Raw genomic sequence first — 25,488 nt, forward strand, 5'->3', positions numbered from 1 at the left:
CCGCGTACCGCTTTCCTGCCAGGAGACGTGCCTACCAGGCGAAGTTCTCCGGCGAGGGGCCAGGGCCCGGGAAGATCTCGTCCAGGGCCGCCAGTACCTCGTCCGACAGCTCCAGCTCCACCGCGCGCAGCGCCGAGTCGAGCTGCTCCCGGGTGCGCGGGCCCGAGATCGGGCCCGTGACGCCCGGCCGGGTCAGCAGCCAGGCCAGACCGGCCTCACCGGGCTCCAGACCGTGCTTCTCCAGCAGGTCCTCGTACGCCTGGATCTGCGCCCGGACCTTCGGGTCCGCCAGCGCGTCGCCGGACCGGCCGGAGGTGGACCGGGAGCCGCTGCCGTCGCGCTCCTTGCGGATCGCCCCGCCGAGCAGCCCGCCGTGCAGCGGCGACCACGGGATGACGCCGAGGCCGTACTCCTGGGCGGCCGGGATGACCTCCATCTCCGCCCCGCGCTCCATCAGGTTGTAGATGCACTGCTCGCTTACGAGGCCGTAGCTGCCCCGCTGACGGGCCCGCTCGTTGGCTTGGGCGATCTTGTAGCCCGAGAAGTTGGACGAGCCCGCGTAGAGGATCTTGCCCTGCTGGATCAGTACGTCGATGGCCTGCCAGATCTCGTCGATCGGGGTGTCCCGGTCGACGTGGTGGAACTGGTACAGGTCGATGTGGTCCGTCTGCAGCCGCTTGAGGCTGGCGTCGACGGCGCGGCGGATGTTGAGGGCGGACAGCTTGTCGTGGTTGGGCCATGCCTCACCGTCCGCGCCCATGTTGCCGTAGACCTTGGTGGCGAGGACGACCTTGTCGCGGCGTTCGCCGCCCTGCGCGAACCAGGTGCCGAGGATCTCCTCGGTGCGGCCCTTGCTCTCGCCCCAGCCGTAGACGTTCGCCGTGTCGAAGAAGTTGACGCCCGCCTCCAGGGCGGCGTCCATGAGCGCGTGGCTTTCGCTCTCGTTGGTCTGGGGGCCGAAGTTCATCGTCCCCAGGACGAGGCGGCTGACCTTGAGTCCGGTGCGTCCGAGCTGCGTGTACTTCATGGTCCCCAAGCCAACTCCTTCGAGCGTGCTCGAAGCAAGGGCGACCCTCGCCTGCCGACGGTCACATCCAGAGGATGTCCTGCACCGTGGCGGGGGCCGGCCCGTCGACGTCGGCCGGGGCGGCGACGCCGGCCGGGGCTGCGAGGCCCAGGGCGATGACGGCGAGGGCGGTGACCGCGGCGGCCTTGGCGAGACGGAGAACGTTCATGAGGGCTGTTCCTTCCGGGTGTGCCGCAGGGCGGCACGTGGAGGCGGGAAGCTGCTGCCCGTTCGGTCCGGCGCCCCGCGGTGGCGTCGTTCCGTCCGGTGGTCACAGCTAAGCCGCAGCTCAGGCGCCCAGGAAGAGCGGACGGGTGGACTGAAACGGTCTTGGACGGTTGCGTCCAGGGAGACCTCCCGCCCGTGGGGACGAGTTGTCCGGTGGATGCGGACGACCAGCTGAACCTGTACCGGAACTCCGGGGGTGATTCGTTCTCGGGGTCGGTCGTGGGGGGTGGCTGGGGTTCGATGGTGCAGGTTGCGGCGGCGGATTTCGATGGTGACGGTGACGGTGATGTCGTTTCGACGTCGGGCATGGCTGGGGCAATGTGCGTGAGCTGGCGGCGGGTGATGTCACCGGTGACGGGAAGGCGGACATCGTGACGGTGGACAAGACGGATGCGCAGCTTCGTCTGTACACCGGGAGTGGTGGCGATGTGGATTACACGAAGGTGATCGGTACGGGGTGGGGTTCGATGACGAATCTCGCGGTGGGTGATGTGACGGGTGACCGTAAGGCGGATGTGGTGGCGAACCGTGCGGATTCGGGTGAGCTGAATCTGTATGTGAGTACGGGCGGTGATGTGAATTTCTCGAAGCAGATCGGTTCGAGTTTCCAGGTGATGAATCGTCTGACGCTGGCCGACATCAATGCCGACGGCAAGGCCGATGTGGTCGCGACGGGGCGTGCGACGGGTGATCTGAACCTGTACACGAGCAGTGGTGACGACATCACCGGCGCCGGCGTCATCGGCCACGGCTGGGCCACCGTCAAGCACCTCGTCTGACCGCGGTCTCCCGACCCCACGAGGTGCCGGTCGGCTGTCGACCGGCACCTCGTGCGTGCCACATAGTGCGTCCTACCGCCGCGCGAACCCGTCCAGCGCGGCCAGCACCGCGCGGGACGTCGCCGCGCCGCCCAGGTGTCCCGCGTCGTCGATCACCGTCAGTTCCGCGTCCGGCCAGGCCTTCGCCAGCTCCCAGGCGGTGGTCAGCGGGGAGCCCAGGTCGAAGCGGCCGTGCACCAGGACGCCCGGAATGCCCGCCAGGCGGCCGGCGTCGCGGATCAGCTGCCCCTCCTCCAGCCACGCGGCGTGGAAGAAGTAGTGCGCGCAGATGCGGACGAACGCCAGCTGATCGCGGCCGGGCCTGCCGCCGTAGGGGGCCGGCCCGGTGTACGCCTCCATGGAGAGCACCGCGTCCTCCCAGGCGCACCAGTCGGCCGTCGCCCTCGCCCGCACCTCCGGGTCGGGGCTCTCCGTCCTCCGGGCGTACGCGGCGACGAGGCCCGTCGGGCTCCCGGCCTCCGGGACGCCCGCCCGGAACAGGTCCCAGGCCTCGGGGAAGATCTGTCCGGCGCCCCGGTACAACCAGTCGATCTCGCTGCGCCGCGTCGTCGTCACCGCGGAGATGACGATCTCCGAGACCCGCTCCGGGTACTGCTCGGCGTACGCGAGGATCAGGGTCGAGCCCCACGATCCCCCGTACAGCAGCCACGTCTCGATGCCGAGGTGCGCGCGCAGGAGCTCCATGTCCGCGACCAGGTGCGCCGTCGTGTTGTGCCGCATGTCAGCGGCCGGATCGCTCGCGTGCGGGGTGGAGCGGCCGCAGTTGCGCTGGTCGAAGAGCACGACGCGGTAGAGGTCCGGGTCGAAGTACTGCCGGGGCCGTGCGCCGCATCCCGAGCCCGGGCCGCCGTGGACGACGAGGGCGGGCTTGCCCGCCGGGTTGCCGCAGACCTCCCAGTGGACGAGGTTGCCGTCGCCGACGTCCAGCATCCCCTGGTCGTACGGCTCGATCGGCGGGTACTTCCCGTCGGGCTGCCTGTCCACGGCGGCTCTCCTCGGTCGGTGGTGCTACTCGGTGTAGGTGAACGGGGTGTCGGCCGTGTTCTCCGAGTCGACGTCGTCCACGCTCCACACGCGGAACATGGGGGTGTCATGGCCCGAACCCACTTCGGCGGGCACGCGTATCTGCACGGCGAACCGGCCCTCGGGATCAGTGGTGACGTCCCGCACGTCGGTCTCCACGGATCCGCTGTCGCGGAGCGTGATGCGGACCTGTTCTCCCGGCGCGAAGCCGCCGGCCTCGATCGTCACCTTGTCGTTCACGGCTGCCGTGTAGGGGGTCACGGTCACCCGCGGCCCGGAGTCCGGGGTCGTGGGGTCGCTCGCCGGCAGCGTCTCCAGTGCGGGGCCCGACGGGTCGGCGGAGGGGGTGGACTCGGCGGTCGAGGCCGCTGCCGTCACCGATGTCAGGGCGGGCCCGGCCCCGAGGCCGCCCGGGGGACTGTCCCCGCCTGATGCCACGGCGGCGATGACCGCGGCGGCGATCGTCGCCACCGCCGTGATCACAGCCGCGATGACCGGCACCGGATGGCTTCCGCCCTGCGGGGCCGGGGGGTGCGGAGGCGGGACAGGAGGGCCGGTGGGCGGGGCCGGTACCGGGGGTCCGGCGGGCCGGGGCGGGACAGGAGGGCCGGGTGGCGGCGCTGGGCTGGGCTCGGACACGCGGAGATCCCCCTGCTGGTCGTGACGATCGGCGAAGCTGATCAGAATACAGACCGAGAGTGACCGGAGCCGTTCAATTTCCTTGCACCGCAGCGGAGTTGGCGGCCGTTGAGTGAGTGGGAACGGGCTTCCGTACGCCGTGGAGGGGCCGGAACCTTCCGCCCGGCGCACCGTGGTGCGCGCGGACGGGCACCGGTAGCGTGTCCGACCGGGCGGAGCCGTAGCGCAGAGGTCGTCGCGCCGGTCTCCAAAACCGTGAGGACGCCGGTTCGATTCCGGCCGGCTCCGCCCTTTCCGCCGGGCCGTGCGGGTCCGCTACGGCGCGATGGGCAGACGGCGCTTGTGGTCGGTCAGGCGGTAACGGGTGACGATCGTCTCGAAGGCATGCTCGTCCACCGGCTTGCCCTCCAGGAAGTCGTCGATGGTGTCGTAGGTGACGCCGAGCGCGTGCTCGTCGGCCTTGCCCGGGTCGAGCGTCTCCAGGTCGGCGGTCGGCACCTTCCCGACCAGCTCGGCGGGGGCGCCCAGCGTCTGTGCGACGGCGCGGACCCGGCGCTTGGTGAGTCCGGTCAGCGGGACCAGGTCGGCGGCGCCGTCCCCGAACTTGGTGAAGAAGCCGGAGACCGCCTCGGCCGCGTGGTCCGTGCCGACGACGAGGCCGTTGTGCGCTCCGGCCACCGCGTACTGGGCGATCATGCGCTGCCGGGCCTTCACGTTGCCGACCACGAAGTCCTGGTGGTGCGGGTCGCGGAAGGCCACGTCGCCGTCGAGCAGGGAGGCCTGCGTGGCGTCGGTCGCGGGCTTGATGTCCACGGTCAGCACCTGGTCGGCCCGGATGAAGGAGAGCGCGAGCTGGGCGTCGTGCTCGTCGGCCTGGACCCCGTAGGGCAGGCGCATCGCGTAGAACCGCGCCTCGTGGCCGGCGGCCCGGGCCCGCTCGACGGCGAGCTGGCACAGCCGGCCGGCGGTGGTGGAGTCGACGCCGCCGCTGATGCCGAGCACCAGGGAGCGCAGCCCGGTGGAGGTCAGCCGCTCGGTGAGGAAGGCGACCCGGCGCTCGATCTCCTTCTCGGCGTCGAAGGTCTCCGCGACCTCCAGCTCCCGGGCGATCTCCTGCTGCAGGGCGATGGACGCCGGCTCGCTCACGTCTGCTCCTCGTTCCGGTTCACGACGGTCTGTCGCGCCCACCCTACCCAGGGCCGGATTCCGGCCGGTCCGGTGTGCGCTCAGCCCCTGACGGCCACGTGGCAGGCGGAGGCCCACAGCGTCACCGCGGAGGCCAGGCCCACCACGGCGCGCACGCTTCCGTCCGAGAGGCCGGCCCCGACGAGGGCGAAGCCGACGACCGCGGCGGCGCTCAGCAGCGCGGCCGTCCCCTTGTACTGCCACTGGTCGTAGAGGCGCGCGAGGGGGATGAAGTGCAGGCCCACGACCAGCGCGATGGCCGGCGGGATGAACGAGGGCCGCCCCGAGGCGTTGGAGGCGGCGATCACCGCGAAGATCGCCGCGAGCTCGACGACGTTCACGATGCCGACCGAACGCGCCCAGTTCCGGGGCAGGTCGACCATGCGGGGCGACGGGGCGGCGCCCTCGCGGTAGGCGAGGAACACGGCCAGCGCGGTGACCGGTACGGCGATGATCTCGACGGCCAGGGCCGCGCCTCCCGACGTGAGCCCGGACGCCCCGGCGAAGGCCCAGACGAGGGCGAACACCGACAGGACGACGGTGCCACGGCGGCGCAGGGTCCGGGTGAGCGCGGCGCACTCGGCGTCCGGGGCGGCGGGTGTCGCGGGCGTCGGCTGGATCATGCGGCGAGGCTACAGCGGCCACCGGGCCCGGCCGGCGGTTTCGGGACGGAGGGGGAATGCCTCCACTTCCGGAGGCTCCACCTCCGCCCCGCGCGGTCCTGACCTGCGGGTTTCAGGGGATCAGGACGAGCCGGCCCCGTACGCCGCCCTCCGTGAGCCGGGTGTGTGCGCGGCCCGCCTCCTCCAAGGGGTACGTCCCGGCCACCCGGGGAGTCAGGACGCCCTGGTCGACCAGGGCGACCAGGGTGGCGAGGCGCTCGCCGTCGGCGGCCACCTCCACCACCTGGACGCGGATGTCCCGCACACTCGGCGGCCCCGCGTGCGGGATGACGCCCACGTAGTCGCCGCCGTCCCTCACGTACGCCAGCGCGTCCGCGCCGACCACGGCGGCGTCCAGGACGGCGTCGAACAGGCCGGCCTCCTCGCCGCGCCGCAGGAACCCGTCCGCGCCGAAGGACCGTACGAGCGCCTCGTCGGCGGGCCCGGCCACCCCGGTGACCTCGATGCCCGCCCGGTGGGCCAGCTGCACCGCGTATCCGCCGACCGCACCCGCCGCGCCCGTGACCAGCAGCGTGGACCCCGGGGCGAGAGCCGGCAGGTCCAGGGCCTGCGCGGCGGTGAGGCTGTTCAGCGGCACGGTCGACGCGTGGACCGCGTCCACGGAGGCGGGGGCGGGGGCGACCGCCGAGGCGTCCACCACCACGTACTCCGCCTGTGCCTTGACCGGCGCCGGGCCGTAGGCCAGCGCGACGACATCGGTTCCGACGGCGTACGGGGCCTCCGCGCCCACCGCGTCCACGGTGCCCGCCACGTCCCAGCCGAGCCCCAGGAGGCCGTCCTCGGGCAGCGGGACGAGTACTCCCGCACGGTACGCCACGTCCACCGGGTTGACCGCGGCCGCCGCCACCTTGATCCGGACCTGGCCCGGGCCGGGCTCGGGCACCGCGGTCTCCACGAGCTCCACCGTCTCGGGCCCGCCGAACTTCCTGATCACCACTGCACGCATGTCGACAACTCCTCGGTAAGGGGGGCGGGTTTCTCCCGCCGGTTTCTCCCGCCGGTTTTTCCCGCCCCACAAACCTAGGAAGAGTTACTCTCTTTCGGTAAGTACGTACTTCGAGGTGCGTAGGCCACCCCCAGGTAGGACCGGAGGCAGGACCCATGGCGACCCGCACCGCGGCCCAGCGCCGCGAGGACGCCCGATCCGCGTACGACGCCTTCCTCAGGGAGTGCCCGACCAACCAGCTGCTGGGCCGCCTCGGCGACAAGTGGGTCAGCCTCATCGTCAGCGCCCTGCGCGAGGGCCCGATGCGCTACAGCGACCTGGGCCGCAGGATCGCCGGGGTGAGCCAGAAGATGCTGACCCAGTCGCTGCGCACCCTGGAGCGCGACGGGCTCGTCACCCGCACGGTGACCCCGTCGGTGCCGGTGCGCGTGGACTACGAACTGACGGAGCTCGGGCACAGCCTGAGCGGACTGCTGTTCGCCGTGAAGACGTGGGCGGAGACCCATTTCGACCAGGTCCACGAGGCCCGCGAGCGGTACGACGAGGAGGCCGCGGCGTGAACGCCACCCCGAGGGTCCTGGCGGCGCTGGACGCGCTCCTCGCCTCCGCCGCCCCCGACGAGCGCGGAGCGCTGTGGCACCTGGCCGAGCAGGGGCGGGAGCTGGACGCCAACGTCGTACGCCTGCCGCCGGGTGCGGAGGTGGGCGAGCACCAGGAGGACGTGCTGGACGTGCTCCTCGTCGTCCTCGCGGGCGGCGGCCGCCTGCGCACGGGCGGCGGGGACGTGCTGGACCTCGCCCCCATGACGGTCACCTGGCTGCCCCGCACCTCGCGGCGCTCCCTGGAGGCGGGGCCCGACGGGCTGGTCTCCCTCACGGTGCACCGGCGACGCCCCGGGCTCATGATCAAGCCGGCCGTGCGGACTCCCGCGCACGAGGGCGGCGAGGCACCTTGCATGCGGGACCTGGTGTGCCCGGAGTGCGGGCGGCTGTCGGCGGACCGGGCGCCCGCCTTCTGCAGCGCGTGCGGGGAGCCGTTCCCGGAGCGGTAGCCGCGCACGGGGGCGGGCCGCCCCGCGCCCCCTGGACGGTTACGCCCCCTGGAGGATCTGGATCAGGTTGCCGCAGGTGTCGTCGAGGACCGCCGTGGTGACCGCGCCCATCTCCAGTGGCTCCTGGGTGAAGTGCACGCCGAGTCCGCGCAGTCGGTCGAACTCGCCGGGCACGTCGTCCACGGCGAAGGCGGCGAGCGGGATGCCGTCCTTGGCCAGGCCGTCCCGGTACGCCTTCACCACGGGGTGGCCGGAGGGCTCCAGCAGCAGTTCGGTCCCGTCGGGGGCCTCCGGCGAGACGACGGTCAGCCAGCGGTGCTCGCCCAGCGGGACGTCGTGCTTCTTCACGAAACCGAGCACCTCGGTGTAGAAGCGCAGGGCCTTCTCCTGGTCGTCGACGAAGACGCTGGTCCGTTGGATCTTCAAGGGGTGCTCTCCGGGGTGTCGGGCCTGAGCCAGCGGTTCGCGATGCGCTCAAGGGGTTCGGTGTTCAGGTCGTGGTACTTGTAGCGGCCCTCGCGCCGCGAGAGGACCAGACCCGCGGACTCCAGGACGGCCAGGTGCTGGCTGATCGCCTGGCGGGACAGCCCCAGGCCGTACTTGGTCACCAGCCGTGCGCATATCTCGAACAGGGTCTGCCCGTCGCGGTCCACCAGTTCGTCGAGGATGCGCCGGCGGGTGGGGTCGGCCAGTGCCTTGAAGACATCCTGCGTCATGACCCCACCATAGGCAAGCATCGACTTGCCTATCAAGGCGACCGGTCGCCCGTCCGGTGCCCCGTGCCGCCCTGCCGTGTCCGGTCGCGTCGTCGTGTCGTCACGCCAGGGAGAGGAACAGTTTCTCCAGGCGGGCGCGCATCCGGTCCTTGTCGGCCGGGGTCTGCCCCTCGTCGGCGAGGCACTGTTCGAGCCCCGTGGCGATGATCGAGAACCCCGCCCGGTCCAGGGCCCGGGACGCGGCGGCCAGTTGAGTGACGACGTCCTCACAGTCCCTGCCCTCCTCGATCATCCTGATGACCCCGGCGATCTGCCCCTGGGCCCGGCGCAGCCGGTTCAGGACCGACTTCAACTCATCTGCCGCCATGTCGAGTTGCATGGTTCCTCCCGTGTGCGATGCGTGCCGGTCGATGCGGGTTCGTATACCCCCAGGGGTATCGTACGAGATGTGTCCGGGGGCTCACCCCCGGACAGGGTTCAGTCAGCACCACCCCATGACCTGGGGGGCACACCCAATGTGCCCGCCCGCTCCCGTCCGTAGCGTCGACGACGTGGCGCAGAGGGCGTCCGACGGGCAGAGGGGGAGACCATGTTCGCTCGCGAGCGGCAGTCCAGGAGGCGGAGCGCGGAGGCTCTGCGGCTGGTGTCGGTGAGCAAGGCGTACGGGGCCGGGGACAGCGCGGTGACCGCCCTGGACAGGGTCACCCTGAGCCTGCCGGCGGGGAGCTTCACCGCCGTCATGGGCCCCTCGGGCTCGGGCAAGTCCACGCTGCTCCAGTGCGCGGCGGGCCTGGACCGGCCCGACCAGGGGCAGATCCTCGTGGACGGCGAGGAGATGAGCGGCGGCAGCGAGGCGGCGCTGACCAAGTTCCGGCGGGACCGGATCGGCTTCATCTTCCAGCAGTACAACCTGCTGCCCACCCTGACCGTCGAGGAGAACACCTCGCTGCCCCTGCGGCTCGCCGGCCGGAAGGCCGACCCGGAGCGCGTCCGCGCGATCCTCACGCAGGTGGGGCTCGGCGACCGCCTCGGCCACCTCCCCGACGAGCTCTCCGGGGGACAGCGCCAGCGCGTCGCGATCGCACGCGCCCTGGTCACCCGGCCGGGCGTGATCTTCGCCGACGAGCCCACCGGCGCCCTGGACACGCGCAGCGCACGCGACGTGCTGAGCCTGCTGCGGGAGGGCGTCCGCCTGCACGGAACCACCGTCGTCCTCGTCACGCACGACCCCGTCGCCGCCTCCTACGCCGACTCGGTGCTCTTCCTCGCCGACGGGCGGCTGGCGGGGCGCCTCTCCGCACCCACCGCCGAGGCCGTCGCCGCACGCATGGCCCACCTGGGCGACCAGGCGGCCGAGCAGTACGCGATGGAGGTGTGACCGATGCTGTTCCTGGCCGTCCGCTCGATCCGGAAGCGTCCGGGGCGCTTCCTCGCCACCCTGCTCTCGGCGTTCCTCGGTGCCGTGATCATCATGACGTTCAGCTCCCTGCACGACACGGCCGCGGCACCCGGGGTCGACGAGGTCAGCTCGGAGTCCATGACCATCTCCGCGAGCGTGGTCGGCGGATACGGCTCGCTCCTCGTCTTCTTCGCCATCGCCTCCACCCTCACCGTCGCCGTCCGCCAGCGCGCCGAGGAGATCCATCTGCTGCGCTGCACGGGGGCGACCCCCGCCCAGATCACCCGCATGGTCGTCGGCGAGTCCGCCGTGGTGGCGCTGGCCGGAGCGGTGCTCGCCATCGGGCCCGCGGTGCTCGGCGGGCGCCTCCTCCTGGACCTGTTCAAGGACAGCGGCCAGGTCGCCGCACACGTCGACCCGGCCTTCGGAGCGATGGCGCTCGGCTCCGGCTTCGCCATCGCCTTCCTCGCCTCGGTAGGCGCCGCGTTCCTCGCCGTACGCCGCGCCACCAGGGCGGGCGCCGCCTTCCGCCGCCCGTCGCGACGCAAGGGCCGCACCCTGGCCGGGTGTGCCGCGCTGGTGGCGGGGGCCGGGGGAGTCCTGACCACGTACGCCGTCGACAGCACCGAGGAGATGCTGATGGCGTTCCCCGCCTACGGGGCGATCCTGCTCTCCGTCGGCTTCGCCGTCCTCGCCCCGTCCCTGCTCGGACGCCTGCTGGGACTGCTGCGGGGGCCCCTGGCCGCGGTGGGCGGTGCGGGCGGCTACCTGAGCGTCCGTAACCTCCGCCGGCGCGGTGCCGAACTGGCCGGGGTGCTCATGCCGATGATCGTCTTCACCGGCATGGCCACCGCCACCCTGTACATGCAGGGAGTGGAGAGCGACTGGGTCGCCTCGTCCGGCTTGGACAAGACCGTCGAGGACAAGAACCTGGAGACCCTCAACCTCGTCGTCGTCGGCATCATCGTCGTCTTCTCCTGCATCATGCTCGTCAACAGCCTCTACGCGGCGACCACGTACCGCAGCCGTGAGTTCGGGCAGCAGCGCCTCGCGGGGGCCACGCCCGGCCAGGTCCTGGGGGTGGTCGGATGGGAAGCGGCCGTCCTGACGCTGACCGGCCTGGTCCTCGGCACCGTCGCGGGGATCGCGGGGGTCATCCCCTTCACCATGGTCCGCACCGACCAGGTCCTTCCCGACCAGGGGCCCGGCACCTGGCTGGCCATCATGGCCGTCGCCGCCGCGGCCACCCTCGGCACGAGCCTCGGGACCGCGCGCAGGACCCTCCGCACGCCGGCCATCGACGCCGTCACCGTGGCGGCGTGACGGCGGCCTCCGGCCTTGTCGCGCGCGTAGGGGCAGCACGGCCCGGTGTCAGTGGCTGCGCATACGGTCTGCTCATGGCTGAACAGTGGTGGGCGGGCGTACGCGAGCGGGTCGAGGCGGCGGGGACGGGGGCCGGGGGCGGCGACGTGTTCGGGGCGCTCGGGCACGCGTGGGCCCTGGAGGACCCGCTCACCCCGGATGAGCTCGCCGCTCTCGAAGCGCAGCTCGGCGTGCGACTGCCCGAGGAGTACCGGGCGTTCCTCCTGTACGTCGGCGCGGGCGGCGCCGGTCCCGCGTACGGCCTCTTCCCCGTGCGGCGTACGGAGGGCGGCTGGTGCTGGGAAGGCGACGGCGCGGACCTCGCCGACCTGTCGATGCTCGCCGAGCCCTTTCCCGACCAGGGCCCGGACCCGAAGCTGCTCGCCGAACTCCTCGCCCAACACCCCGACGAGGAGGAATTGGACGACATCGAGGACTTCGACGACGCCATGGAGGCGTGGGACGAGCGGTGGGGCTCCGTCATGTTCGCCCCGGAGCGCACCGCTGGAGCTCTCGTGATCTGCCACCTGGGCTGCGCGCAGAGGGAGTGGCTGATCGTCAGCGGCACCCACCGCGGCACGATCTGGTCCGACTGCCGGGCGGACGACATCGACCTCGCGCCCCTCCTCGACGAGGACGGTGCGCCGGTGACCTTCGCCCGCTGGTACACCGGCTGGCTGGAGAAGGCCGAACACACCGCGCTCCCGGCCTTGTAGGGCCGGCCGCCGTAGGGGTCAGCACTGCCAGTCGTGGCCGAGGAAGGCGGTCCAGGTGGCGGGGGAGAGCGTGAGGGGTGGGACCGTGCGGTCCTTGGAGTCGCGGACGTGGACGGCGTGGGGGCAGGTGGCCACCTCCACGCAGTTGCCCTGATCGCCGCTGTACGTGGACGCGGTCCAGGAGAAGGCGATCTCTACGCAGTCTCCGCCCTGGTTGCCGCTGTAACTGCTCGTGAACCAGCTGAGGCCGGTGCTCATGTTCTCGCTGCCACCTGTTCGATGAGCTGCGCGGACTCTTCGGGGCTCAGAGCCTGGGCGCGTGCGGGTGTAGGACTCGGTCTGGAGCAGGCCAGGAACCAGGTGCGCCTCGTACTCGTGGCGAGCGCAGGCAACGGCCTCCTCCTCCGCGAACTCGCGGAACCACGGGGCCAAATGGCTGAGGGACAGTTCTGTAGCAGTCGCGACCAGTGCACCTTGTGCACCCAGCACCTCGTCCGCGCGTGGGACGAAGTCGCCCTTCGGTGGTCTCGCGCCGCGTTCCACCATCGCCACCTGGGACTTGGAGAAACCGATCTTCGCGCCCAGCGCCTCCTGCGACAGTCCCGACCGTTCGCGGTGGAACCGCAGCAGTGCGCCGAACATCTCCGCGTTACCACTTCCAGGTTCACCGGAGTGCACAACTCCACTTCCTAAGTACACAACAGTGCACAGTCGGCCTGTGACGCTGGTCACGTTACGTGTTCACCGTCACGCTTGGCTCATGGATCAGAGAAGTTCACTGGACCCGGCGCCCTGCTGGGTTCCCGCGAGCGGGCATGCGCTCCGGCACGTCGGCGTCCACTTCGACGCCGTGCGTCTCATCGGGCTGGCGGGTGATCAGGTGGCGTACGAGCTGATGCAGTTCACGGACTTCCGGGCGGGCCCCATCGTGCGGTCGCGGGTCGGCGACCTGAGTACGTGCTTCCTGCTGCCGCCGCAGAGTGCCGCCGCGCACCGGTGGCCGGCCGGGGCGCGGCTGATAGGGCGGGACCTCCGGTGCGACGCGTTCGTCGGGATCCCCGCGCTGGAGGGGAGGACCTGGCCGCTGGACTGGCGGTCGCGGCCGACCGGGGAGGCGCCGTTCGTGGACGCGAAACTGCTGTACGAGGTGGCAGTGGAGGTGCTGGCGGGGCCAGTTGAGCCGTGATCGAGGCGTGGGGGCATATGCGAAAAAGCACCCCGTGTCGTGCGGTACCGTAATCGCGTCATCACGTTCCGTGCACGCGGTGTGTGCGGGCGGCCCCCGGGGGTGCTACCAACACCCGGCCGAGGGCCTTCACCCACGAGTGGATTAGAGGTCCACCGAGATGCTTCGGCATGCTATCGCGCCCTCTCGGCGCTTCACGAAGGCTTCGCACGACGTCGTACGCCATGCGCGACTGACCAGCGACGCGAAGATTCTGCTCCTGGCCGTCCAGGGGCTCCCCGACGATCAGGCCAGCCGGCCGCTCGGTGAGCACGCGCGGAGGCTCGGCATCACGGGGCGGGCCTACCAGAAGTCCAAGGAACTGCTGGTCACGCATGGGTACGTCCATGAGTGGCGCGAGCAGGGGGAGCGCGGGCGCTGGGTGACGGAGCAGCTGTTGTCCAACGTGCCCCTCTCGCCCGAGGAGGCGGCCGCACTGCGCGGGGTGCGGGCTGAGCGGCCTCCGACTGATCGGAAACCGACGGTCGGTGAACCAGCCGGTCGGGTGGTCGGTCCTCAAGTACCGGTAGACGAAGAACAAGAGAAGAACTATCCCCACCCACCCTCCGAAGCCGAGCCGAGCGCCGAACTGCCGGATCGTGGAGGGCCGGAGGCCGAACCCGAGCCCGAGCCCGAGCCCGAGCCCGAGCTCAGTCCGGAGGCGGTGGAGGGGGAGCGCGTCCTGCTGTCGCTGCGTCATGTGCGCCGGGAGCTGTACCTCGGGGTGAGGGAGGCCAGAGGGCTGGCGGAGCTCGCGGCCCGCTGGCTGCTGCGCGGGGTGTCGGCGGGTGAGCTGCGGCGCGTGCTGACCAGTGAACTGCCCCGTGACGGGGTGCGGTCGGCGGTGGGCTTCCTGCGGTTCAGGCTGCTGCACAAGATGCCGCCGGAGCTGCCCACGGAAGCTGTCCCGCAGGCTGCCGCGCCTCCTCGCGTGCCCGAGCTGCTGACCTGCGCGGCGGCCTCGGAGGGCGAGGAGCACGTCTTCCGGCCCGTCGCCGACGAGACCGAATGCCGCGACTGCCGTCGGCAGGCCGCGTGGGCGTACTGGGAGCGGCACCGGGCCCTGGCCGACCCGGAGGCCGACAGTCGGTCGTGGCGGCAGCGCTTCGCGAAACTGGGGGTGGCCACCGAGGGGGAGGGGGCGGCTCAGGCCGCCCCGTAACGCAGTCCGTCGACGAGCAGGGCGATCATCCGCCGGGTGTGGCCGCTGTCGTCCTCCTCGGCGGAGAGGGTCAGGTTGCGGGTGGCGGTCAGCAGGTCGTCGGGGCTGATGTCGGAGCGGATCTCACCGGCTTCGACGGCGGTGCCGACGAGCGTGGTGAGCACGGGCATCAGGCGCTGGTCGAAGTAGGACGGCAGGCTGTCGTAGGCCGTGTCCCCCGAGTGCAGGGCGGCGCTGAGCCCGCGCTTCGTGGCGAGGAAGAGGGCGAAGCGCTGGAGCCACTCGGCGAGCGCGTCGGCGGGTGCGTGCCGCGCGGCGAGGGCGGGTGCGGCGTCGGCACAGGCGTCGACCTCGTGGCGGAAGACGGCGGCGATGAGGTCCGAGCGCTGCGGGAAGTGGCGGTAGAGGGTGCCCGCCCCGACGCCCGCCTTCGCGGTGATCCGTCGTACGGGCGCGTCCACCCCCTCGACGAGGAACACCTCGGCCGCCGCCGTGAGCAGGGCGTCGGTGTTGCGGCGCACGTCTGCGCGCACGCGCTTGGGGGGCAGGTCGGTGGCCGCCGCGCCGCCCTCGGCTTCCCGGGCCGTGTCCTCGCTCACGATGAATCCCTTGCTAAACGGAACAGTGTTCCGTATTGTCGGTGCTGAACGTTGTTCCGTTTTTCAGCTTAGTGCCCGCACCGGGCGTGAGCCACAGCGCGAGGAGCTTCATGAAATACCGCACACTGGGCCGGACCGGCATCAAGGTCAGCCCGTACTGCCTGGGCGCGATGATGTTCGGCGCCATGGGGAATCCCGACCACGACGAGTCCGTCCGGATCATCCACAAGGCGCTCGACGCGGGCATCAACTTCGTGGACACCGCCGACGCCTACTCGCGGGGCGAGTCGGAGGAGATCGTCGGAAAGGCGCTCAAGGGGCGCCGGGACGAGGTCGTCCTGGCCACCAAGGCGCACCTCCCGATGGGGGACGACCCCAACATGCGGGGGAACTCCCGGCGTTGGCTCGTCCGCGCCCTGGAGGACTCCCTGCGCCGCCTGGGCACCGACCACGTCGACCTGTTCCAGGTCCACCGGCCCGACCCGGACACCGACGTCGAGGAGACGCTCTCCGCGCTCACCGACCTGGTGCGGGCGGGCAAGGTCCGGAACATCGGCGCTTCGACGTTCCCCGCCTCGGACATCGTCGAGGCCCAGTGGGTCTCCGAGCGGCGGGGCCTGGAGCGCTTCCGCACCGAGCAGCCGCCGTACTCGATCCTCAACCGGGCCGTCGAGCGCGAGGTGCTGCCCGCCTGCGAGCGCTACGGCATGGGCGCCCTGGTCTGGAGCCCTCTCGCGGGAGGCCTGCTCACCGGCCGCTACCGCAAGGGCCGCACGGCCGACACCCACCGGGCGGCGTACGGCTTCAAGCACCTGAGCGACGAGCGGCGGCTCGACGCCGTCGAGCAGCTCATCACCGTCGCGCAGGACGCCGGGATGCCGCTGACCCACATGGCGACCGCCTTCGCGATCGCCCACCCGGGCGTCACCTCCGCGATCATCGGCCCGCGCACCATGGAGCACCTCGACGACCTCCTCGCGGGTGCGGGGACCACGCTGGACGACGAGCTCCTCGACCGGATCGACGCCGTCGTGCCGCCCGGGACCGACATCGGAACGCTCGACATGGCCTACCAGCCCCCGGCCATCGCGCAGGCCCGCCTGCGCCGCCGTCTGCCCGACGAGCGCTCCGCCGTCTGAGCCGCCAGGGGCCGGGCTCCTCACGCCCCTGCGGAGGAGCGAGTGCCTGGCAGAATCGCCCGTATGGCGGACATCATCTCGCGCGACGGCACATGGGGCTTCGACGGGGACACCGTGCGGATCGTCCCCGGCAGCAAGGTGCACCCGGTGCGGCAGGCCCTCGGTGAATGCGCCGTCCCGCTCCAGGCGGTGGCGGGCGTCTCCTTCGAGCCGGACCGCAAGGGCGGCCGACTGCGGCTGAGGCTGCGCACCGGCGCGTGCCCCGTCCTGCGGGCGGCGGACGGACGGCTCAAGGACGCCTCCGACCCCTATCAGCTCCTGGTGGAGAAGGGCCGTACGGGCGTGGCCGAGTACCTCGTGGACGAGATACGCAACGCCCTGCTGATCGAGCAGGTGCCCGACGGGCCGGTGGACCGCTTCCTGCTGCCCGGGCCGTCGGTGCCGGTGTCGGGAGGAGGCGGGGACGGCACGGCGTCCTTCGACGGCGAGGCGGTCCGCCTCACCTGGAACTGGAAGGCCGAGGAGTCGAAGGAAGCGGGCGGCCCCGTCACCCTCCCGCTGGCTGAGGTGACCGGGGTGCGCTGGGTGCCCTCCATCGGGCTGGAGAACGGCTCCCTGCGCTTCGACCGGGGCGGCGCCGTGTCGTCCGCGCCGGCCAAGTTCGACCCGTACTCCCTGGAGTTGTGGGGGCTGTCGAAGCGGGAGTACACCGCTGTCCTGGTCGCCGCCGCCGTACTCGTACGCCTGCCGGGAACCGCCGCACCCGCTGTGACTGCCGCGCCGCAGGAGGCCGTAGCGGCGCTCACGCCGGCGTCCGCCCCGGCGGTCGCCCGGGACCCCGACGACCACGACGTGCTGCTGCGGCGACTGCGCGAGCTGGGGGAGCTGTACGAGGCCGGCATTCTCACGGACGAGGAGTTCGCCCTCGCCAAGCGGGCGGTGCTGAAGCGGCTCTGAACAAGCCTCCCGCCCTTGGTGGTTGCCACGGCTACGCGGCCACAGTCCGTCTGCTCCTGGCCTCCGGGACGAGTGCGAGGGCTGCCCCCAGCACCGCGCCGGTCACCACGCCGGCGCCATGGTTGTTCTCCGCCACGCACAGCACCACACCGGCGGCCGGCACGAGCAAGGACACCAGCCGCAGCGGCCGTCGCCGGCCGGTGAGCGCGCAGGACGCCGCGAGAGCACCGACGAGCCCGCAGATCCCTACGGAGTCACCCCCACCGTGCACGCTCCAGCCCGCCGTGCTCACCCCGTGGGCCACCACACCGGACAGGACGAGGACCACCGGCATCCACACCGTGCCCAGCCTGCGCTCGGCCGCCGGCGCGACGACCGCGAGGGCCGCCAGGTTGAGGGCGAGCTGGCCCCAGCCCGACGTCTGCACCAGCAGTGCGGTCACCACCCGCCACCAGGGCCCGTGGGGATCCCGCTCCAGGTGGGGCATGACACCCGGGACGGCGGTCTGCACCACGGCCATCGCCGCCATCAGGCCGACCAGCACAGCGGCGGCCCTCGGCACCGGCCGCCGCCACAGATCCGCGAGCAGCCCGCCAGGACCGGACCGACGTCCCTCCACCTGGTCCATGACGAGGCGCGTGCCCGGGACGACGACAGCGGCCGCGCAGCCGTACAGGACCACCGTGTGCAAGCTCATGCCGCCATATTGCCGCGCGCCCGGTGCCGGCCACCAGTGATCCCTGTGGTGGAAGCGCGATGACAAATGTCCTGCACAGAGCGGGCGTTGCCCTCGTATGTAGCGGCTCATGGGATGTCAGCGCTCCCGCGTAACGTGCACGCCCGACACATCTGTGCGCAGGGGAGGGCGGAGCGGGATGAGCGACCGTGCGAAGTGGCCGGCCGAGCGGGACAAGGACGCCGCGCTGATCATCAGGACCGACTACGACGACGAACCGGCGTGGGCGGCGGTGAGGGCGGCGCTGATGACGGCCTGGGGGGAGAACGGCGACATCGAGCCCTTCGTCCACATCGTCGACGATCCGGAGTGGGCCGGAACCACACCCGCCGAGGCGCTCCACGAGGCGTCGGCGCACGCGGAGCGGCACGAGGTCGTCCATCTCGCCGACCGGACCTCGATGCGCGAGGCTCCTGTCACCTTGCTCGCGCTGTCCCTCCTGACCAGGGACCGGTGTGAGGACGACGAGGAGTTCGAGGCGTACGGCGGCGCGTTCCGGGTGGTGCCGTACGGAATCCACGAGATGAACGCGAACCTGATGATCGCCGCCATGGACTTCGGTGACTTCGCGGAGGCGGCCAGGAGCGATCCCGAGGGAGTCTTCCGCGGCTTCTCCGAATCCCCGACGGCGTGAGCGCCAGGGGCAGCCCTAGCCGATGAGGGTCGTCTTCGGGCGGACGACGCAGAACTCGTTCCCCTCCGGATCGGCCAGCACCGTCCATGACTCGTCACCGGTCTGCCCGACGTCCACCAGGCGGGCGCCGAGCGCGAGGACACGCTCGATCTCGGCCTCCCGGTCCTCCGGCGCGGAGGTCAGGTCGAGGTGCAGGCGGTTCTTGTCCGCCTTGCGGTCCGTCACCGGCATGAAGCAGATGCCCACCTCGGCGGTCTCGTGCGGCCCGATCACGATCTCCCGCTCGCGCTCGGACAGGATCGGCCAGCGCAGGACCTCGGACCAGAACCGGGCCAGGGTGGGCAGGTCGTGGGTGTCGATGACGATGTGGTGCAGTGCGAGAGGCATGACGGCCAGTGTGCCCGTGCTGACCCCACGGAGCCCCGGATCAGGACCGGAGACCGGCACCGGTGGCAGGCTCCGGCGGCCTGGCTGTGAGGCCGCCGGAGCGCTCCCCTCGTGCAGGGCGTCCGCGTCCCCAGGCGGCCAAGGGCTGGAGCGCCTCGTTGAGGCGCGTGCCGTCCTCGCAGCAGGGGGTGAGCCCGGAACTGCTCGACCCGTACTTCGAGCTGATGCGCCGCCGCCTGGCCGAGGGCGGCGGCGAGGAGGACCTGACAGGGGTGATCGACCTGCTGGGGCGCTGACCTGCGGGCCGACCCGTACGGGCCGCTGCGACCCGTACGCACCCGCCACGGGTCAGTCGAGCGGGACGGGCTCCTTCGTCATCGGTCCGCCCGCGTCGCCGGTGTTGACCGTCCCCCCAGGTTCGAGGAGGAGCACGGAGGTCTCCTCCTCCGCCACGGGGCAGTGCTCGACGCCGCGCGGGACCACGAAGAGCTCGCCGGGGCCGAGCACGACGTCCCCGTCCCTGAGCTGGATCGTCAGACGGCCGGTGACGACCAGGAACAGTTCGTCCGTCTCCTCGTGCGTGTGCCAGACGAACTCGCCCTTCACCTTGACGAGTTTGACCTCGTAGTCGTTGACACCGGCCACGATCTTCGGCGACCACAGCTCGGAGAACCGGGAGAGCTTGTCGGCGAGACTGACGGGGACGGGAGGCTGAGTCATGGGAAGTCCTTCCGGATGCCGGTCGAGCCGGGGCGGCCCCCGCTCGCACGTACGAGTCTGCCGGGGCCGCTTCTTCCCGTCCTGTGTGTTTCCGACGGGGACCCGATCCGTGGACCTTCTGGGTACGCCTGTGCGAGCACTCACCGTTCCTGGCGTACTTCGGGCCGAATCACGCCGTGTGGGAGGAAAAGCGGCGGACGTACCGGGACAATGGCGCACGCGCCATCCCAGAGGCGCCCGAGCCCATTCCGGCCCTCGCGACGCGCTCGACGGCAGGCGCGCGCACCGGGCATGGGGCAGAACAAGGAGGACCCGTGGTGGATGTCCCGGTGGACCAACTGACCGGCGTGGTCGACGGTGCGCGTGCGCGGGCCCGTGGGCAGCTTCTCGAAGCCGGCCTGGAGCTGTTCGGGGTGTACGGCTACGCCCGGACGTCGGAGCAGGCCCTGTGCGACATGGCCGGGGTGCCGGAGGAGGTGCTCTGGGAGGAGTTCGGCTCCCGGGAGGGCCTGTTGACGGCGCTGCACAACCAGATCACCACCACCGGACTGCGAGCGGCGGAAGTGGCCCTGCTCTCCGAGGGGATGGACGACTGCCCGATGGAGCAGCGCTTCCGCAGGCTCTTCGACGCCTACGTGTCGGCGGTGACCCAGGACCTGCGCGCGGCACGGGTCACCTTCGTCGAAGTGCTGGGCGTGAGCCCGGCGGTGGACGCGCACTGCAAGGGGTGGCGTGATCTGTGGGCCGACTTCCTGACCGGTGAGGCCGAGCGTGCGGCGGTGCGGGGCGAGGCGGAGGAGCGTGACCACCGGGTCGTGGTGATGGTGATGGTCGGTACGGTCCACGAACTCATGGCCCACCACGCCCGCCGCCCGCGCAGGGCCCGGCCGAAGGAGGTCTCGGAGGAGCTGACCCGGCTCGGGCTGGAGATGCTGGGAGCCGCGCCCAAGACGGAGTAGGCCCCCGGCGGTCAGAGCGCGATGCGGGCCGCCACCGGCAGGTGGTCGCTGGATGTGGCCGGGAGTGTCCACAGGGCGGTGACCTGTGCGGACCGGGTCAGGATCTGGTCGATCCGGGCCAGGGGCAGAGTCGCCGGCCAGCTGAAGGCGAACGAGGGGTCCGGGCGGCTCATCAGCGAGGTGACGGGGGCCAGGCCGCGGTCGTCCAGCGTGCCGTTGAGGTCGCCGAGGAGGATCACCCGGTCCAGGGGTTCGGAGGTGAGGGCCTCGGCCAGGAGCGCCGCGCTCTCGTCCCGGCGTCCGGAGGTCAGCCCGGTCGTCGGACCCATGCGGACCGAGGGCAGGTGTGCGACGTACACGGCGGTCTCGCCCTGAGGGGTACGGACGGCGGCCCGCAGGCCACGGTCCCAGCCCTTCCCCACTCCCTCCGGCCTGATGTCCACCAGCCGTACGCCGGTGAGGGGGTGCTTCGACCAGAGCCCGACCGTGCCCCTCGTCGTGTGATGGGGGTAGTCCGCCGCCAGGGCCGCTGCGAAGGCGGGCAGGGCCGGGGCCGTCAGCTCCTCCACCGCGACGAGGTCGGCGTCCGTCCCGGCCAACGCCCGCGCGGTGGCCGCCGGATCGGGGTTCACATCGCTGATGTTGTGCTGGACCACCGTGAACGCGCCGCCCTCCGCCCCACCCGTGGACAGCCGGCCGCCGAAGAGGCTCAGCCAGGCGACGGCGGGCAGCAGCAGCGCGACGGCCGCCCCGCGTGAGCGGCACAGGAGCGCCACGAGCAGCAGGACGGGGAGGGCCAGGCCGAGCCAGGGGAGGAACGTCTCCAGCAGACTGCCCAGGTGGCCGGGGGTGTTGGGGACCAGGCCGGGGAAGACCAGCAGGACCGCCACCAGGACGCCGAGCGCGGCAACCACGCGGCCCCACGTCCGGGCCCGCCTCGGGGCCGGCGGCTGTGTGCCCAGCTTCCTCGCCACTCGCTCATGCTCCGGTCCGGACGTCTCTCATGCGGCCCTGTACGTCAGGAGGACGCGGAGCCGCTGGGGGCGGTTCCGGAGCACGGGCAGGTGCGGGCGAGGGCCCGGTGTCAGTGGTCGTCCTTACTGTGGAGGTGGTCGGCAAGGCCACGACGGACGACGTGCAACGGGGTGTCATGACGGGGACGTTCATCGCGGTGGCGGTACCGGAGGAGTCCATTCATCCGGAGATCACGCACGGAGCGACACGGCGGTCGCTCACCGCCGGCGTGCTGCCGGCCGCGCACGAGATCATGGCGTTTCCCTACCTCGCCGAGTCGCGCATGGTCACCGCCGTGCACCTGGTCGAGGAGACGTACGACCCGGGCGATCTGGATCCGCGCATCGCGGGCACCGTGGTCGTCGGCCATCTGATGATCGACGTGTACGCGTCGCAGGCGGTCGTCCTGGACGGGGAGGGGGGCCGGGTATTCAGCCTGGACATGCATGCCCCCGCACACGCGGAGCTCCATCCGCTCGCCCCTTCGCTGGACGCACTCGGCCGCTTCCTGGCGGCCGTCGACGAACTGCGCTCACTCAGCGGCCGGTTCGCGCACCTGCAAGGCCGGACGGGGCCCGCGGCCACCGAGGAGGCATCAGCACTTCTGCTCTCCGTCTTCACGGACGAGGACTGGGGCGAGGACGGCTGGGGGGACGTGGAGTGGGACGGCGGGGTGCCGCCGTTCTGGCGGATAGCCGCCCTGTTCCGGCCCATGACCCTGATCGGGGCACCGGGCAGGGGGCTGTGCCTCGATCTGCCACCGGACTTCATCGAGGCGGAGTTCGGGCCTGAGGAGGTCGTCCGGACCGCCCCGGCGGATCTGCCCGACGCGCTGGAGCACGAGCCGACCCGGCGGTTCCTGTCCGAGGTCGGGCTGCCCAGGCACGGGCTGATGTTCTGGCTGGACGAACCGGAGGACCTCCTCAAGACCGTGACCACCACCCGTGCGGAGAGCGAGGCGAACCCGGATCCGGCACACCTCCGTACCGCCGGGAAGCTGCCGGACGGCTCGGATCACCTGCTGGTCATCGGCGGTCTGATGCACGACTTCGACGTCATCGTGGACGGCCGCACGGGCGAGGTCCACTACGCGCCCATGGGCACCTCGACGGTGACCCCGGTCAACGCCGACGTGTCGACCCTGGCGTTCACCGTGTGGATGCACAGCCGGCAGCAGAAACTGGAGGAGGAGCACGGACTCATGGGCGATACGGGGGAGTTCTACCACGAGCTCGCGGAGACGATGATCGCCGTGCTCGCCACGGCCGACCCCGTCGCCTGCCTCCCCACTACCGGACCCGACGACTTCCGCTACTGGCCGGAGGTGTTCCACGACGCGGCGGGCGGAGTGCTGTGACAGGGCGGGCCCGTGGCCGAGGTCAGGCCGCTGCCAGCGCTCCCGCGTACGGGCCGCCCACGCCCCAGGCCTGGTGCATCGCGTCGGCGAAGGCCCCGGCCAGTTTGTGCTCGCCCGTGGGGCCGGGGTGGGTGCCGTCGTAGGTGTCCGTGTGGATGTCGTAGCCGGCGGGGTGCGGGGCCAGCAGGACCGGGGACGAGGGGGTGTCCAGGTCGGCCACCGCCTTCGCGAGCAGCGTGTTGAAGCGGTCGCACTCGGCGGCGAAGGGGGCGTCGGACTCCGCCCGGACGTTGGGTATGACGGGGAGCAGCACCAGCCTGATCCGCGGGTTCGCAGCGCGGGCCGCGGTGATGAACTCCCGTACGTTCACCGCCGTCTGACCGCTGTCGGTGTAGAAGCCGAGGTCTATCAGGCCGAGCGAGACCAGCAGGACGTCGGCGCGGGTCGCCGTCACCGTGTCCGCGATGACGGGCGCCATGTGGAGCCAGCCCTCGCCCCAGCCCGCCAGGTGACGGCGTGCGGGCGCGGGGAAGTCCGGGTCGCCGTAGGCGTGGGAGAGCGGGGCGCCGGCCTCGGTGTCGTACAACTCGGCACGCGGGCCCGTGATCGCGTAGCCGCCGTCGCCCAGGGTCGCCCGGAGGTGCTGCCACATGCGGTAGCGCCAGGTGAAGTCGCCGGAACGCCCGATGGTCATGGAGTCACCGACGAAGAGAAAACGCATGGCGACATCATGGCGGATCACCACTCCGGCCTGCGACGTGACAGTGGACACTTGTGGGATGAGATCGCTGCTGACCGTCTCCGCCGCCGCTGCCCTCCTGTTCCTGACGGGGGCGGTGCCCGCCGTCGCGGACGACGGGGACGGGGCGGACAGGACCTTCACGATCGAGGACCCCCGGATCACCGAGTCCAGCGGGCTCGCCGCCAGCCGCATCCACCCGGGCGTCTACTGGACGCACAACGACAGCGAGGACGGCCCGTACGTCTACGCCGTCGACTCCCGCACGGGGAAGACCGTGGCGACGATCACCATGAAGGGGGTGGGGGAGCCCCGGGACGTGGAGGCGATCTCCCTCGGCCCCGACGGGAACCTGTACGTCGGTGACATCGGCGACAACCTCGACGGCTCCTGGGACCACGTCTGGATCTACCGCTTCCCCGAACCGAAGCGCCTCGCGGACGCCACGGTGCGGGCGACGCAGTTCGACGTGACGTACGCGGACGGGGCGCGCAACGCCGAGGCGATGATGGTCCATCCGAAGTCCGGGCGGGTCTACATCGCCTCGAAGAACGAGGACGGCGGCGGTCTCTACGAGGGCCCCCAGAAGCTCACGACCGGCGGGAACAACGTGTTCCGGCGGGTCGGTGAGGTGCCGTGGGTGACGGACGGGGCGTTCTCGCCGGACGGCAGGAACGTGGTCTTCCGCTCGTACTTCAGCGCCCGGGGCTACGCCTTCGAAGGCGGCAGGCTCGGTGCCGACCACGCGGTGAGCGTGCCGCTCCAGGGGCAGTCCGAGTCGGTGACGTACACGGCGGACGGCTCCGCCATGATGTTCGGCTCCGAGGGGGAGAACAGCGAGGTCGTCCGCGTGGACGTGGAGGGCGGCGGCGACGGCGAGGGCGGCAGGACACCCTCCCCGAACGGCGGGGGCGGCGGGACGACGCCCGGGGGTGACGGGGACGAGGGCGGTCCCGGCAAGGGCACCGCGACCGGGGGTGTCGTGGCCGTCGTCGTCATCGTGCTGGCCCTGCTCGCGGCCAAGCGCCGCCGAGGCTAGGACGGTGCCCGCAGTGGCACAGTGGAAGTCCGACCCATCTGCCTCCCGGAGACCGATCCCCTCATGCGGCTGCTGCTCATACGCCACGGTCAGACCCCTTCCAACGTCAAGCGCGTCCTGGACACCGCCGAGCCCGGCGCGGCCCTGACCCCCCTGGGGCAGGAGCAGGCAGCCGCTCTCCCGGACGCCCTCGCGGGGGAGAGGATCGAGGCCCTCTACGCCTCGACGCTGCTCCGCACCCAGCTCACCGTGGCGCCCCTGGCGGCACGGACGGGGCTGGAGGTCCGGGTCCGAGACGGCATCAGGGAGCTGTCCGCCGGCGACCTCGAGAAGTGCGGGGACGACCAGGCCATCGAGACGTACATGACCACGGTCTTCGCCTGGGCGGCGGGGGACACCGCGCTCCGCATGCCGGGCGGGGAGAACGGCGTGGAGGCCTTGCGCCGCTTCGACGCCGTCGTCGAGGAGGCCGCGGGCACCGGGGCCGGGACCGTGGCGATGGTCAGCCACGGCGCCGCCATCCGCATGTGGTCGGCGGCCCGCGCCGAGAACGTCGACATCCCCTACGCGTCCGCTCGCGAGCTGCGGAACACCGGCGTCGTCATCCTCTCCGGCTCTCCGGACGAGGGCTGGAGCGTCCTCCACTGGGAGGGACGTGCGGTCGGCGCCGAGGACAGCGGGACCGGGTCGAGCGGACCCGCGGGGGAGGCGGTCGAGGGCGTCGAGGGCTAGGGCCCCTCGCCCGGACCGTGCGGGGCGCCATGGGGGCTCTGCGTGGCACTGCATGGCGTCATGTGGCACCGCGGAGCTCCATGTGGCGCCACAAGGTGCCACGAGGTGCCATTGGGGGTGTCTGGAACCTCGTGTTTCCGCGTGGCACCGCCTTGGCGCGCCGCGTAGTCGGCTCGTTTTCGCAGGTCAGGGCCGTTGAGTGCAGGTCGGTCCCCAGGTGGTCGTCGCGGGGGCTT

General features: G+C 71.7%; 33 protein-coding genes, 1 tRNA gene and 2 pseudogenes. 18 read left to right on the plus strand and 18 right to left on the minus strand.

The features are described from left to right. Positions 1–31: 31 nt before the first annotated feature. Positions 32–1,027 (minus strand): aldo/keto reductase, encoded by a 996-nt coding sequence (locus OG488_RS21410; RefSeq protein ID WP_329231494.1) that lies wholly within the window; start codon positions 1,025–1,027, stop codon positions 32–34. Positions 1,028–1,088: 61 nt separating this feature from the next. Further along, a complete protein-coding gene (locus OG488_RS21415) occupies positions 1,089–1,235 on the minus strand; it encodes a hypothetical protein (RefSeq protein WP_329231496.1) in 147 nt (48 codons plus the stop codon). A gap of 212 nt (positions 1,236–1,447) precedes the next feature. Between OG488_RS21415 and OG488_RS39295 the strand changes: the two genes are divergently transcribed. Together OG488_RS39295 and OG488_RS21420 are read left to right on the plus strand one after the other, a co-directional pair. Then, positions 1,448–1,669 (plus strand): FG-GAP-like repeat-containing protein, encoded by a 222-nt coding sequence (locus tag OG488_RS39295; protein WP_406463842.1) that lies wholly within the window; start codon positions 1,448–1,450, stop codon positions 1,667–1,669. Continuing rightward, positions 1,615–2,073, plus strand: a complete 459-nt coding sequence (locus tag OG488_RS21420) for an FG-GAP repeat domain-containing protein (protein ID WP_329231498.1) — start codon at positions 1,615–1,617, stop codon at positions 2,071–2,073. The genes OG488_RS39295 and OG488_RS21420 overlap by 55 nt, the downstream gene beginning before the upstream one ends. A 72-nt stretch (positions 2,074–2,145) precedes the next feature. On the opposite strand, the gene pip is transcribed toward OG488_RS21420, so the two are convergent. Together pip and OG488_RS21430 are read right to left on the minus strand one after the other, a co-directional pair. Next, positions 2,146–3,117: a prolyl aminopeptidase gene (gene pip, locus OG488_RS21425; RefSeq protein ID WP_329231500.1), complete on the minus strand. Its 972-nt coding sequence runs from the start codon at positions 3,115–3,117 to the stop codon at positions 2,146–2,148. Positions 3,118–3,141: 24 nt separating this feature from the next. Further along, complete coding sequence (locus OG488_RS21430; RefSeq protein WP_329231502.1) at positions 3,142–3,657, minus strand: hypothetical protein; 516 nt, start codon at positions 3,655–3,657, stop codon at positions 3,142–3,144. A gap of 352 nt (positions 3,658–4,009) precedes the next feature. Between OG488_RS21430 and OG488_RS21435 the strand changes: the two genes are divergently transcribed. Then, a tRNA-Trp gene (locus OG488_RS21435) sits at positions 4,010–4,083 on the plus strand. A gap of 27 nt (positions 4,084–4,110) precedes the next feature. Here OG488_RS21435 and nadE read toward each other — a convergent pair. The 3 genes from nadE to OG488_RS21450 all read right to left on the minus strand — a co-directional run bounded on the left by nadE (position 4,111) and on the right by OG488_RS21450 (position 6,609). Continuing rightward, the gene (gene nadE / locus OG488_RS21440) at positions 4,111–4,941 is read right to left on the minus strand and encodes an ammonia-dependent NAD(+) synthetase (protein WP_329231504.1); all 831 of its coding nucleotides are present in this window, start codon (positions 4,939–4,941) and stop codon (positions 4,111–4,113) included. 80 nt (positions 4,942–5,021) lie between these two features. Further along, on the minus strand, positions 5,022–5,603 hold the full coding sequence (locus tag OG488_RS21445) for a hypothetical protein (RefSeq protein ID WP_329231506.1): 582 nt from the start codon (positions 5,601–5,603) through the stop codon (positions 5,022–5,024). Between the two features lie 112 nt (positions 5,604–5,715). Then, on the minus strand, positions 5,716–6,609 hold the full coding sequence (locus tag OG488_RS21450; protein WP_329231507.1) for an NADP-dependent oxidoreductase: 894 nt from the start codon (positions 6,607–6,609) through the stop codon (positions 5,716–5,718). Positions 6,610–6,764: 155 nt separating this feature from the next. Here OG488_RS21450 and OG488_RS21455 point away from each other — a divergent pair, with 155 nt between their 5' ends. Together OG488_RS21455 and OG488_RS21460 are read left to right on the plus strand one after the other, a co-directional pair. Further along, on the plus strand, positions 6,765–7,169 hold the full coding sequence (locus tag OG488_RS21455) for a winged helix-turn-helix transcriptional regulator (protein ID WP_329231509.1): 405 nt from the start codon (positions 6,765–6,767) through the stop codon (positions 7,167–7,169). Then, on the plus strand, positions 7,166–7,660 hold the full coding sequence (locus OG488_RS21460) for a hypothetical protein (RefSeq protein WP_329231510.1): 495 nt from the start codon (positions 7,166–7,168) through the stop codon (positions 7,658–7,660). The genes OG488_RS21455 and OG488_RS21460 overlap by 4 nt, the downstream gene beginning before the upstream one ends. Before the next feature lie 39 nt (positions 7,661–7,699). Here OG488_RS21460 and OG488_RS21465 read toward each other — a convergent pair whose 3' ends face one another. The 3 genes from OG488_RS21465 to OG488_RS21475 all read right to left on the minus strand — a co-directional run bounded on the left by OG488_RS21465 (position 7,700) and on the right by OG488_RS21475 (position 8,755). Continuing rightward, complete coding sequence (locus tag OG488_RS21465) at positions 7,700–8,086, minus strand: VOC family protein (protein WP_329231512.1); 387 nt, start codon at positions 8,084–8,086, stop codon at positions 7,700–7,702. Continuing rightward, the gene (locus OG488_RS21470) at positions 8,083–8,376 is read right to left on the minus strand and encodes an ArsR/SmtB family transcription factor (RefSeq protein ID WP_329231514.1); all 294 of its coding nucleotides are present in this window, start codon (positions 8,374–8,376) and stop codon (positions 8,083–8,085) included. Before OG488_RS21470 ends, OG488_RS21465 begins: the two co-directional genes overlap by 4 nt. 100 nt (positions 8,377–8,476) lie before the next feature. After that, on the minus strand, positions 8,477–8,755 hold the full coding sequence (locus tag OG488_RS21475; protein WP_329231516.1) for a metal-sensitive transcriptional regulator: 279 nt from the start codon (positions 8,753–8,755) through the stop codon (positions 8,477–8,479). Between the two features lie 210 nt (positions 8,756–8,965). Here OG488_RS21475 and OG488_RS21480 point away from each other — a divergent pair, with 210 nt between their 5' ends. From OG488_RS21480 to OG488_RS21490, 3 genes are all read left to right on the plus strand, one after another. Continuing rightward, entirely contained in the window at positions 8,966–9,754 is a 789-nt protein-coding gene (locus OG488_RS21480) for an ABC transporter ATP-binding protein (RefSeq protein ID WP_329231518.1), read from the plus strand. A 3-nt stretch (positions 9,755–9,757) separates the two neighbouring features. Further along, entirely contained in the window at positions 9,758–11,098 is a 1,341-nt protein-coding gene (locus OG488_RS21485; protein ID WP_329231520.1) for an FtsX-like permease family protein, read from the plus strand. 74 nt (positions 11,099–11,172) lie between these two features. Then, entirely contained in the window at positions 11,173–11,853 is a 681-nt protein-coding gene (locus tag OG488_RS21490) for an SMI1/KNR4 family protein (protein ID WP_329231521.1), read from the plus strand. Positions 11,854–11,871: 18 nt separating this feature from the next. Here OG488_RS21490 and OG488_RS21495 read toward each other — a convergent pair whose 3' ends face one another. Next, complete coding sequence (locus tag OG488_RS21495; RefSeq protein WP_329238892.1) at positions 11,872–12,111, minus strand: DUF397 domain-containing protein; 240 nt, start codon at positions 12,109–12,111, stop codon at positions 11,872–11,874. Positions 12,112–12,216: 105 nt separating this feature from the next. Continuing rightward, positions 12,217–12,495 (minus strand): annotated as a pseudogene (locus OG488_RS21500) (helix-turn-helix domain-containing protein); the annotation flags it as partial. A 118-nt stretch (positions 12,496–12,613) separates the two neighbouring features. On the opposite strand from OG488_RS21500, the gene OG488_RS21505 reads away from it, so the two are divergent. Both OG488_RS21505 and OG488_RS21510 read left to right on the plus strand, forming a co-directional pair. After that, entirely contained in the window at positions 12,614–13,039 is a 426-nt protein-coding gene (locus tag OG488_RS21505; RefSeq protein ID WP_329231522.1) for a hypothetical protein, read from the plus strand. 160 nt (positions 13,040–13,199) lie between these two features. Beyond that, positions 13,200–14,240 (plus strand): hypothetical protein, encoded by a 1,041-nt coding sequence (locus tag OG488_RS21510; RefSeq protein ID WP_329231524.1) that lies wholly within the window; start codon positions 13,200–13,202, stop codon positions 14,238–14,240. On the opposite strand, the gene OG488_RS21515 is transcribed toward OG488_RS21510, so the two are convergent. Continuing rightward, positions 14,225–14,839, minus strand: coding sequence for a TetR/AcrR family transcriptional regulator (locus tag OG488_RS21515; protein ID WP_329231526.1), 615 nt, complete (start codon positions 14,837–14,839; stop codon positions 14,225–14,227). The two genes, OG488_RS21510 and OG488_RS21515, sit on opposite strands and share 16 nt — an antisense overlap. Before the next feature lie 110 nt (positions 14,840–14,949). On the opposite strand from OG488_RS21515, the gene OG488_RS21520 reads away from it, so the two are divergent. Next, positions 14,950–15,978 carry an aldo/keto reductase gene (locus OG488_RS21520; RefSeq protein WP_329231528.1) on the plus strand — a complete coding sequence of 343 codons (1,029 nt, stop codon included), beginning with the start codon at positions 14,950–14,952 and terminating at the stop codon, positions 15,976–15,978. A 63-nt stretch (positions 15,979–16,041) separates the two neighbouring features. After that, a complete protein-coding gene (locus OG488_RS21525; protein WP_329231530.1) occupies positions 16,042–16,935 on the plus strand; it encodes a DUF4429 domain-containing protein in 894 nt (297 codons plus the stop codon). A 31-nt stretch (positions 16,936–16,966) separates the two neighbouring features. On the opposite strand, the gene OG488_RS21530 is transcribed toward OG488_RS21525, so the two are convergent. After that, positions 16,967–17,632, minus strand: a complete 666-nt coding sequence (locus tag OG488_RS21530) for a rhomboid family intramembrane serine protease (RefSeq protein ID WP_329231532.1) — start codon at positions 17,630–17,632, stop codon at positions 16,967–16,969. 178 nt (positions 17,633–17,810) lie between these two features. Here OG488_RS21530 and OG488_RS21535 point away from each other — a divergent pair, with 178 nt between their 5' ends. Then, positions 17,811–18,305: a DUF6924 domain-containing protein gene (locus OG488_RS21535; RefSeq protein ID WP_329231534.1), complete on the plus strand. Its 495-nt coding sequence runs from the start codon at positions 17,811–17,813 to the stop codon at positions 18,303–18,305. 15 nt (positions 18,306–18,320) lie between these two features. Here the strand turns inward: OG488_RS21535 and OG488_RS21540 are convergent, their stop codons facing one another. Next, entirely contained in the window at positions 18,321–18,692 is a 372-nt protein-coding gene (locus OG488_RS21540) for a VOC family protein (RefSeq protein ID WP_329231536.1), read from the minus strand. A gap of 173 nt (positions 18,693–18,865) precedes the next feature. On the opposite strand from OG488_RS21540, the pseudogene OG488_RS21545 reads away from it, so the two are divergent. Beyond that, positions 18,866–18,988: pseudogene (locus OG488_RS21545) on the plus strand (NAD(P)-dependent oxidoreductase); the annotation flags it as partial. A gap of 52 nt (positions 18,989–19,040) precedes the next feature. Here OG488_RS21545 and OG488_RS21550 read toward each other — a convergent pair. Further along, a complete protein-coding gene (locus OG488_RS21550) occupies positions 19,041–19,412 on the minus strand; it encodes a cupin domain-containing protein (RefSeq protein WP_329231538.1) in 372 nt (123 codons plus the stop codon). 314 nt (positions 19,413–19,726) lie between these two features. Between OG488_RS21550 and OG488_RS21555 the strand changes: the two genes are divergently transcribed. Then, positions 19,727–20,371 (plus strand): TetR/AcrR family transcriptional regulator, encoded by a 645-nt coding sequence (locus OG488_RS21555; RefSeq protein ID WP_329231540.1) that lies wholly within the window; start codon positions 19,727–19,729, stop codon positions 20,369–20,371. An 11-nt stretch (positions 20,372–20,382) separates the two neighbouring features. Here the strand turns inward: OG488_RS21555 and OG488_RS21560 are convergent, their stop codons facing one another. Next, a complete protein-coding gene (locus OG488_RS21560) occupies positions 20,383–21,285 on the minus strand; it encodes an endonuclease/exonuclease/phosphatase family protein (RefSeq protein WP_443074236.1) in 903 nt (300 codons plus the stop codon). A gap of 167 nt (positions 21,286–21,452) precedes the next feature. Here OG488_RS21560 and OG488_RS21565 point away from each other — a divergent pair, with 167 nt between their 5' ends. Next, complete coding sequence (locus OG488_RS21565) at positions 21,453–22,742, plus strand: SUKH-4 family immunity protein (protein ID WP_329231543.1); 1,290 nt, start codon at positions 21,453–21,455, stop codon at positions 22,740–22,742. Positions 22,743–22,764: 22 nt separating this feature from the next. Here OG488_RS21565 and OG488_RS21570 read toward each other — a convergent pair whose 3' ends face one another. After that, positions 22,765–23,463, minus strand: coding sequence for a GDSL-type esterase/lipase family protein (locus OG488_RS21570; protein ID WP_329238895.1), 699 nt, complete (start codon positions 23,461–23,463; stop codon positions 22,765–22,767). Positions 23,464–23,521: 58 nt separating this feature from the next. On the opposite strand from OG488_RS21570, the gene OG488_RS21575 reads away from it, so the two are divergent. After that, complete coding sequence (locus OG488_RS21575) at positions 23,522–24,520, plus strand: WD40 repeat domain-containing protein (RefSeq protein WP_329231544.1); 999 nt, start codon at positions 23,522–23,524, stop codon at positions 24,518–24,520. A gap of 63 nt (positions 24,521–24,583) precedes the next feature. Beyond that, positions 24,584–25,252, plus strand: coding sequence for a histidine phosphatase family protein (locus OG488_RS21580; RefSeq protein ID WP_329231545.1), 669 nt, complete (start codon positions 24,584–24,586; stop codon positions 25,250–25,252). The last annotated feature ends 236 nt before the right edge of the window (positions 25,253–25,488 follow it).

It is taken from the genome of Streptomyces sp. NBC_01460 (assembly GCF_036227405.1).
Taxonomy (GTDB): Bacteria; Actinomycetota; Actinomycetes; order Streptomycetales; family Streptomycetaceae; genus Streptomyces.

Coding starts and splice junctions, on each gene's coding strand:
- OG488_RS21490 (WP_329231521.1), top strand. CDS start 11,173: ATGGCTGAACAGTGGTGGGCGGGCGTACGCGAGCGGGTCGAGGCGGCG.
- OG488_RS21505 (WP_329231522.1), top strand. CDS start 12,614: ATGGATCAGAGAAGTTCACTGGACCCGGCGCCCTGCTGGGTTCCCGCG.
- OG488_RS21520 (WP_329231528.1), top strand. CDS start 14,950: ATGAAATACCGCACACTGGGCCGGACCGGCATCAAGGTCAGCCCGTAC.
- OG488_RS21510 (WP_329231524.1), top strand. CDS start 13,200: ATGCTTCGGCATGCTATCGCGCCCTCTCGGCGCTTCACGAAGGCTTCG.
- OG488_RS21550 (WP_329231538.1), bottom strand. CDS start 19,412: ATGACTCAGCCTCCCGTCCCCGTCAGTCTCGCCGACAAGCTCTCCCGG.
- OG488_RS21445 (WP_329231506.1), bottom strand. CDS start 5,603: ATGATCCAGCCGACGCCCGCGACACCCGCCGCCCCGGACGCCGAGTGC.
- OG488_RS21530 (WP_329231532.1), bottom strand. CDS start 17,632: ATGAGCTTGCACACGGTGGTCCTGTACGGCTGCGCGGCCGCTGTCGTC.
- OG488_RS21580 (WP_329231545.1), top strand. CDS start 24,584: ATGCGGCTGCTGCTCATACGCCACGGTCAGACCCCTTCCAACGTCAAG.
- OG488_RS21575 (WP_329231544.1), top strand. CDS start 23,522: ATGAGATCGCTGCTGACCGTCTCCGCCGCCGCTGCCCTCCTGTTCCTG.
- OG488_RS21470 (WP_329231514.1), bottom strand. CDS start 8,376: ATGACGCAGGATGTCTTCAAGGCACTGGCCGACCCCACCCGCCGGCGC.
- OG488_RS21540 (WP_329231536.1), bottom strand. CDS start 18,692: ATGCCTCTCGCACTGCACCACATCGTCATCGACACCCACGACCTGCCC.
- OG488_RS21415 (WP_329231496.1), bottom strand. CDS start 1,235: ATGAACGTTCTCCGTCTCGCCAAGGCCGCCGCGGTCACCGCCCTCGCC.
- OG488_RS21570 (WP_329238895.1), bottom strand. CDS start 23,463: ATGCGTTTTCTCTTCGTCGGTGACTCCATGACCATCGGGCGTTCCGGC.
- OG488_RS21455 (WP_329231509.1), top strand. CDS start 6,765: ATGGCGACCCGCACCGCGGCCCAGCGCCGCGAGGACGCCCGATCCGCG.
- OG488_RS21485 (WP_329231520.1), top strand. CDS start 9,758: ATGCTGTTCCTGGCCGTCCGCTCGATCCGGAAGCGTCCGGGGCGCTTC.
- OG488_RS21410 (WP_329231494.1), bottom strand. CDS start 1,027: ATGAAGTACACGCAGCTCGGACGCACCGGACTCAAGGTCAGCCGCCTC.
- OG488_RS21450 (WP_329231507.1), bottom strand. CDS start 6,609: ATGCGTGCAGTGGTGATCAGGAAGTTCGGCGGGCCCGAGACGGTGGAG.
- OG488_RS21495 (WP_329238892.1), bottom strand. CDS start 12,111: ATGAGCACCGGCCTCAGCTGGTTCACGAGCAGTTACAGCGGCAACCAG.
- OG488_RS21535 (WP_329231534.1), top strand. CDS start 17,811: ATGAGCGACCGTGCGAAGTGGCCGGCCGAGCGGGACAAGGACGCCGCG.
- OG488_RS21480 (WP_329231518.1), top strand. CDS start 8,966: ATGTTCGCTCGCGAGCGGCAGTCCAGGAGGCGGAGCGCGGAGGCTCTG.
- OG488_RS21525 (WP_329231530.1), top strand. CDS start 16,042: ATGGCGGACATCATCTCGCGCGACGGCACATGGGGCTTCGACGGGGAC.
- OG488_RS21475 (WP_329231516.1), bottom strand. CDS start 8,755: ATGCAACTCGACATGGCGGCAGATGAGTTGAAGTCGGTCCTGAACCGG.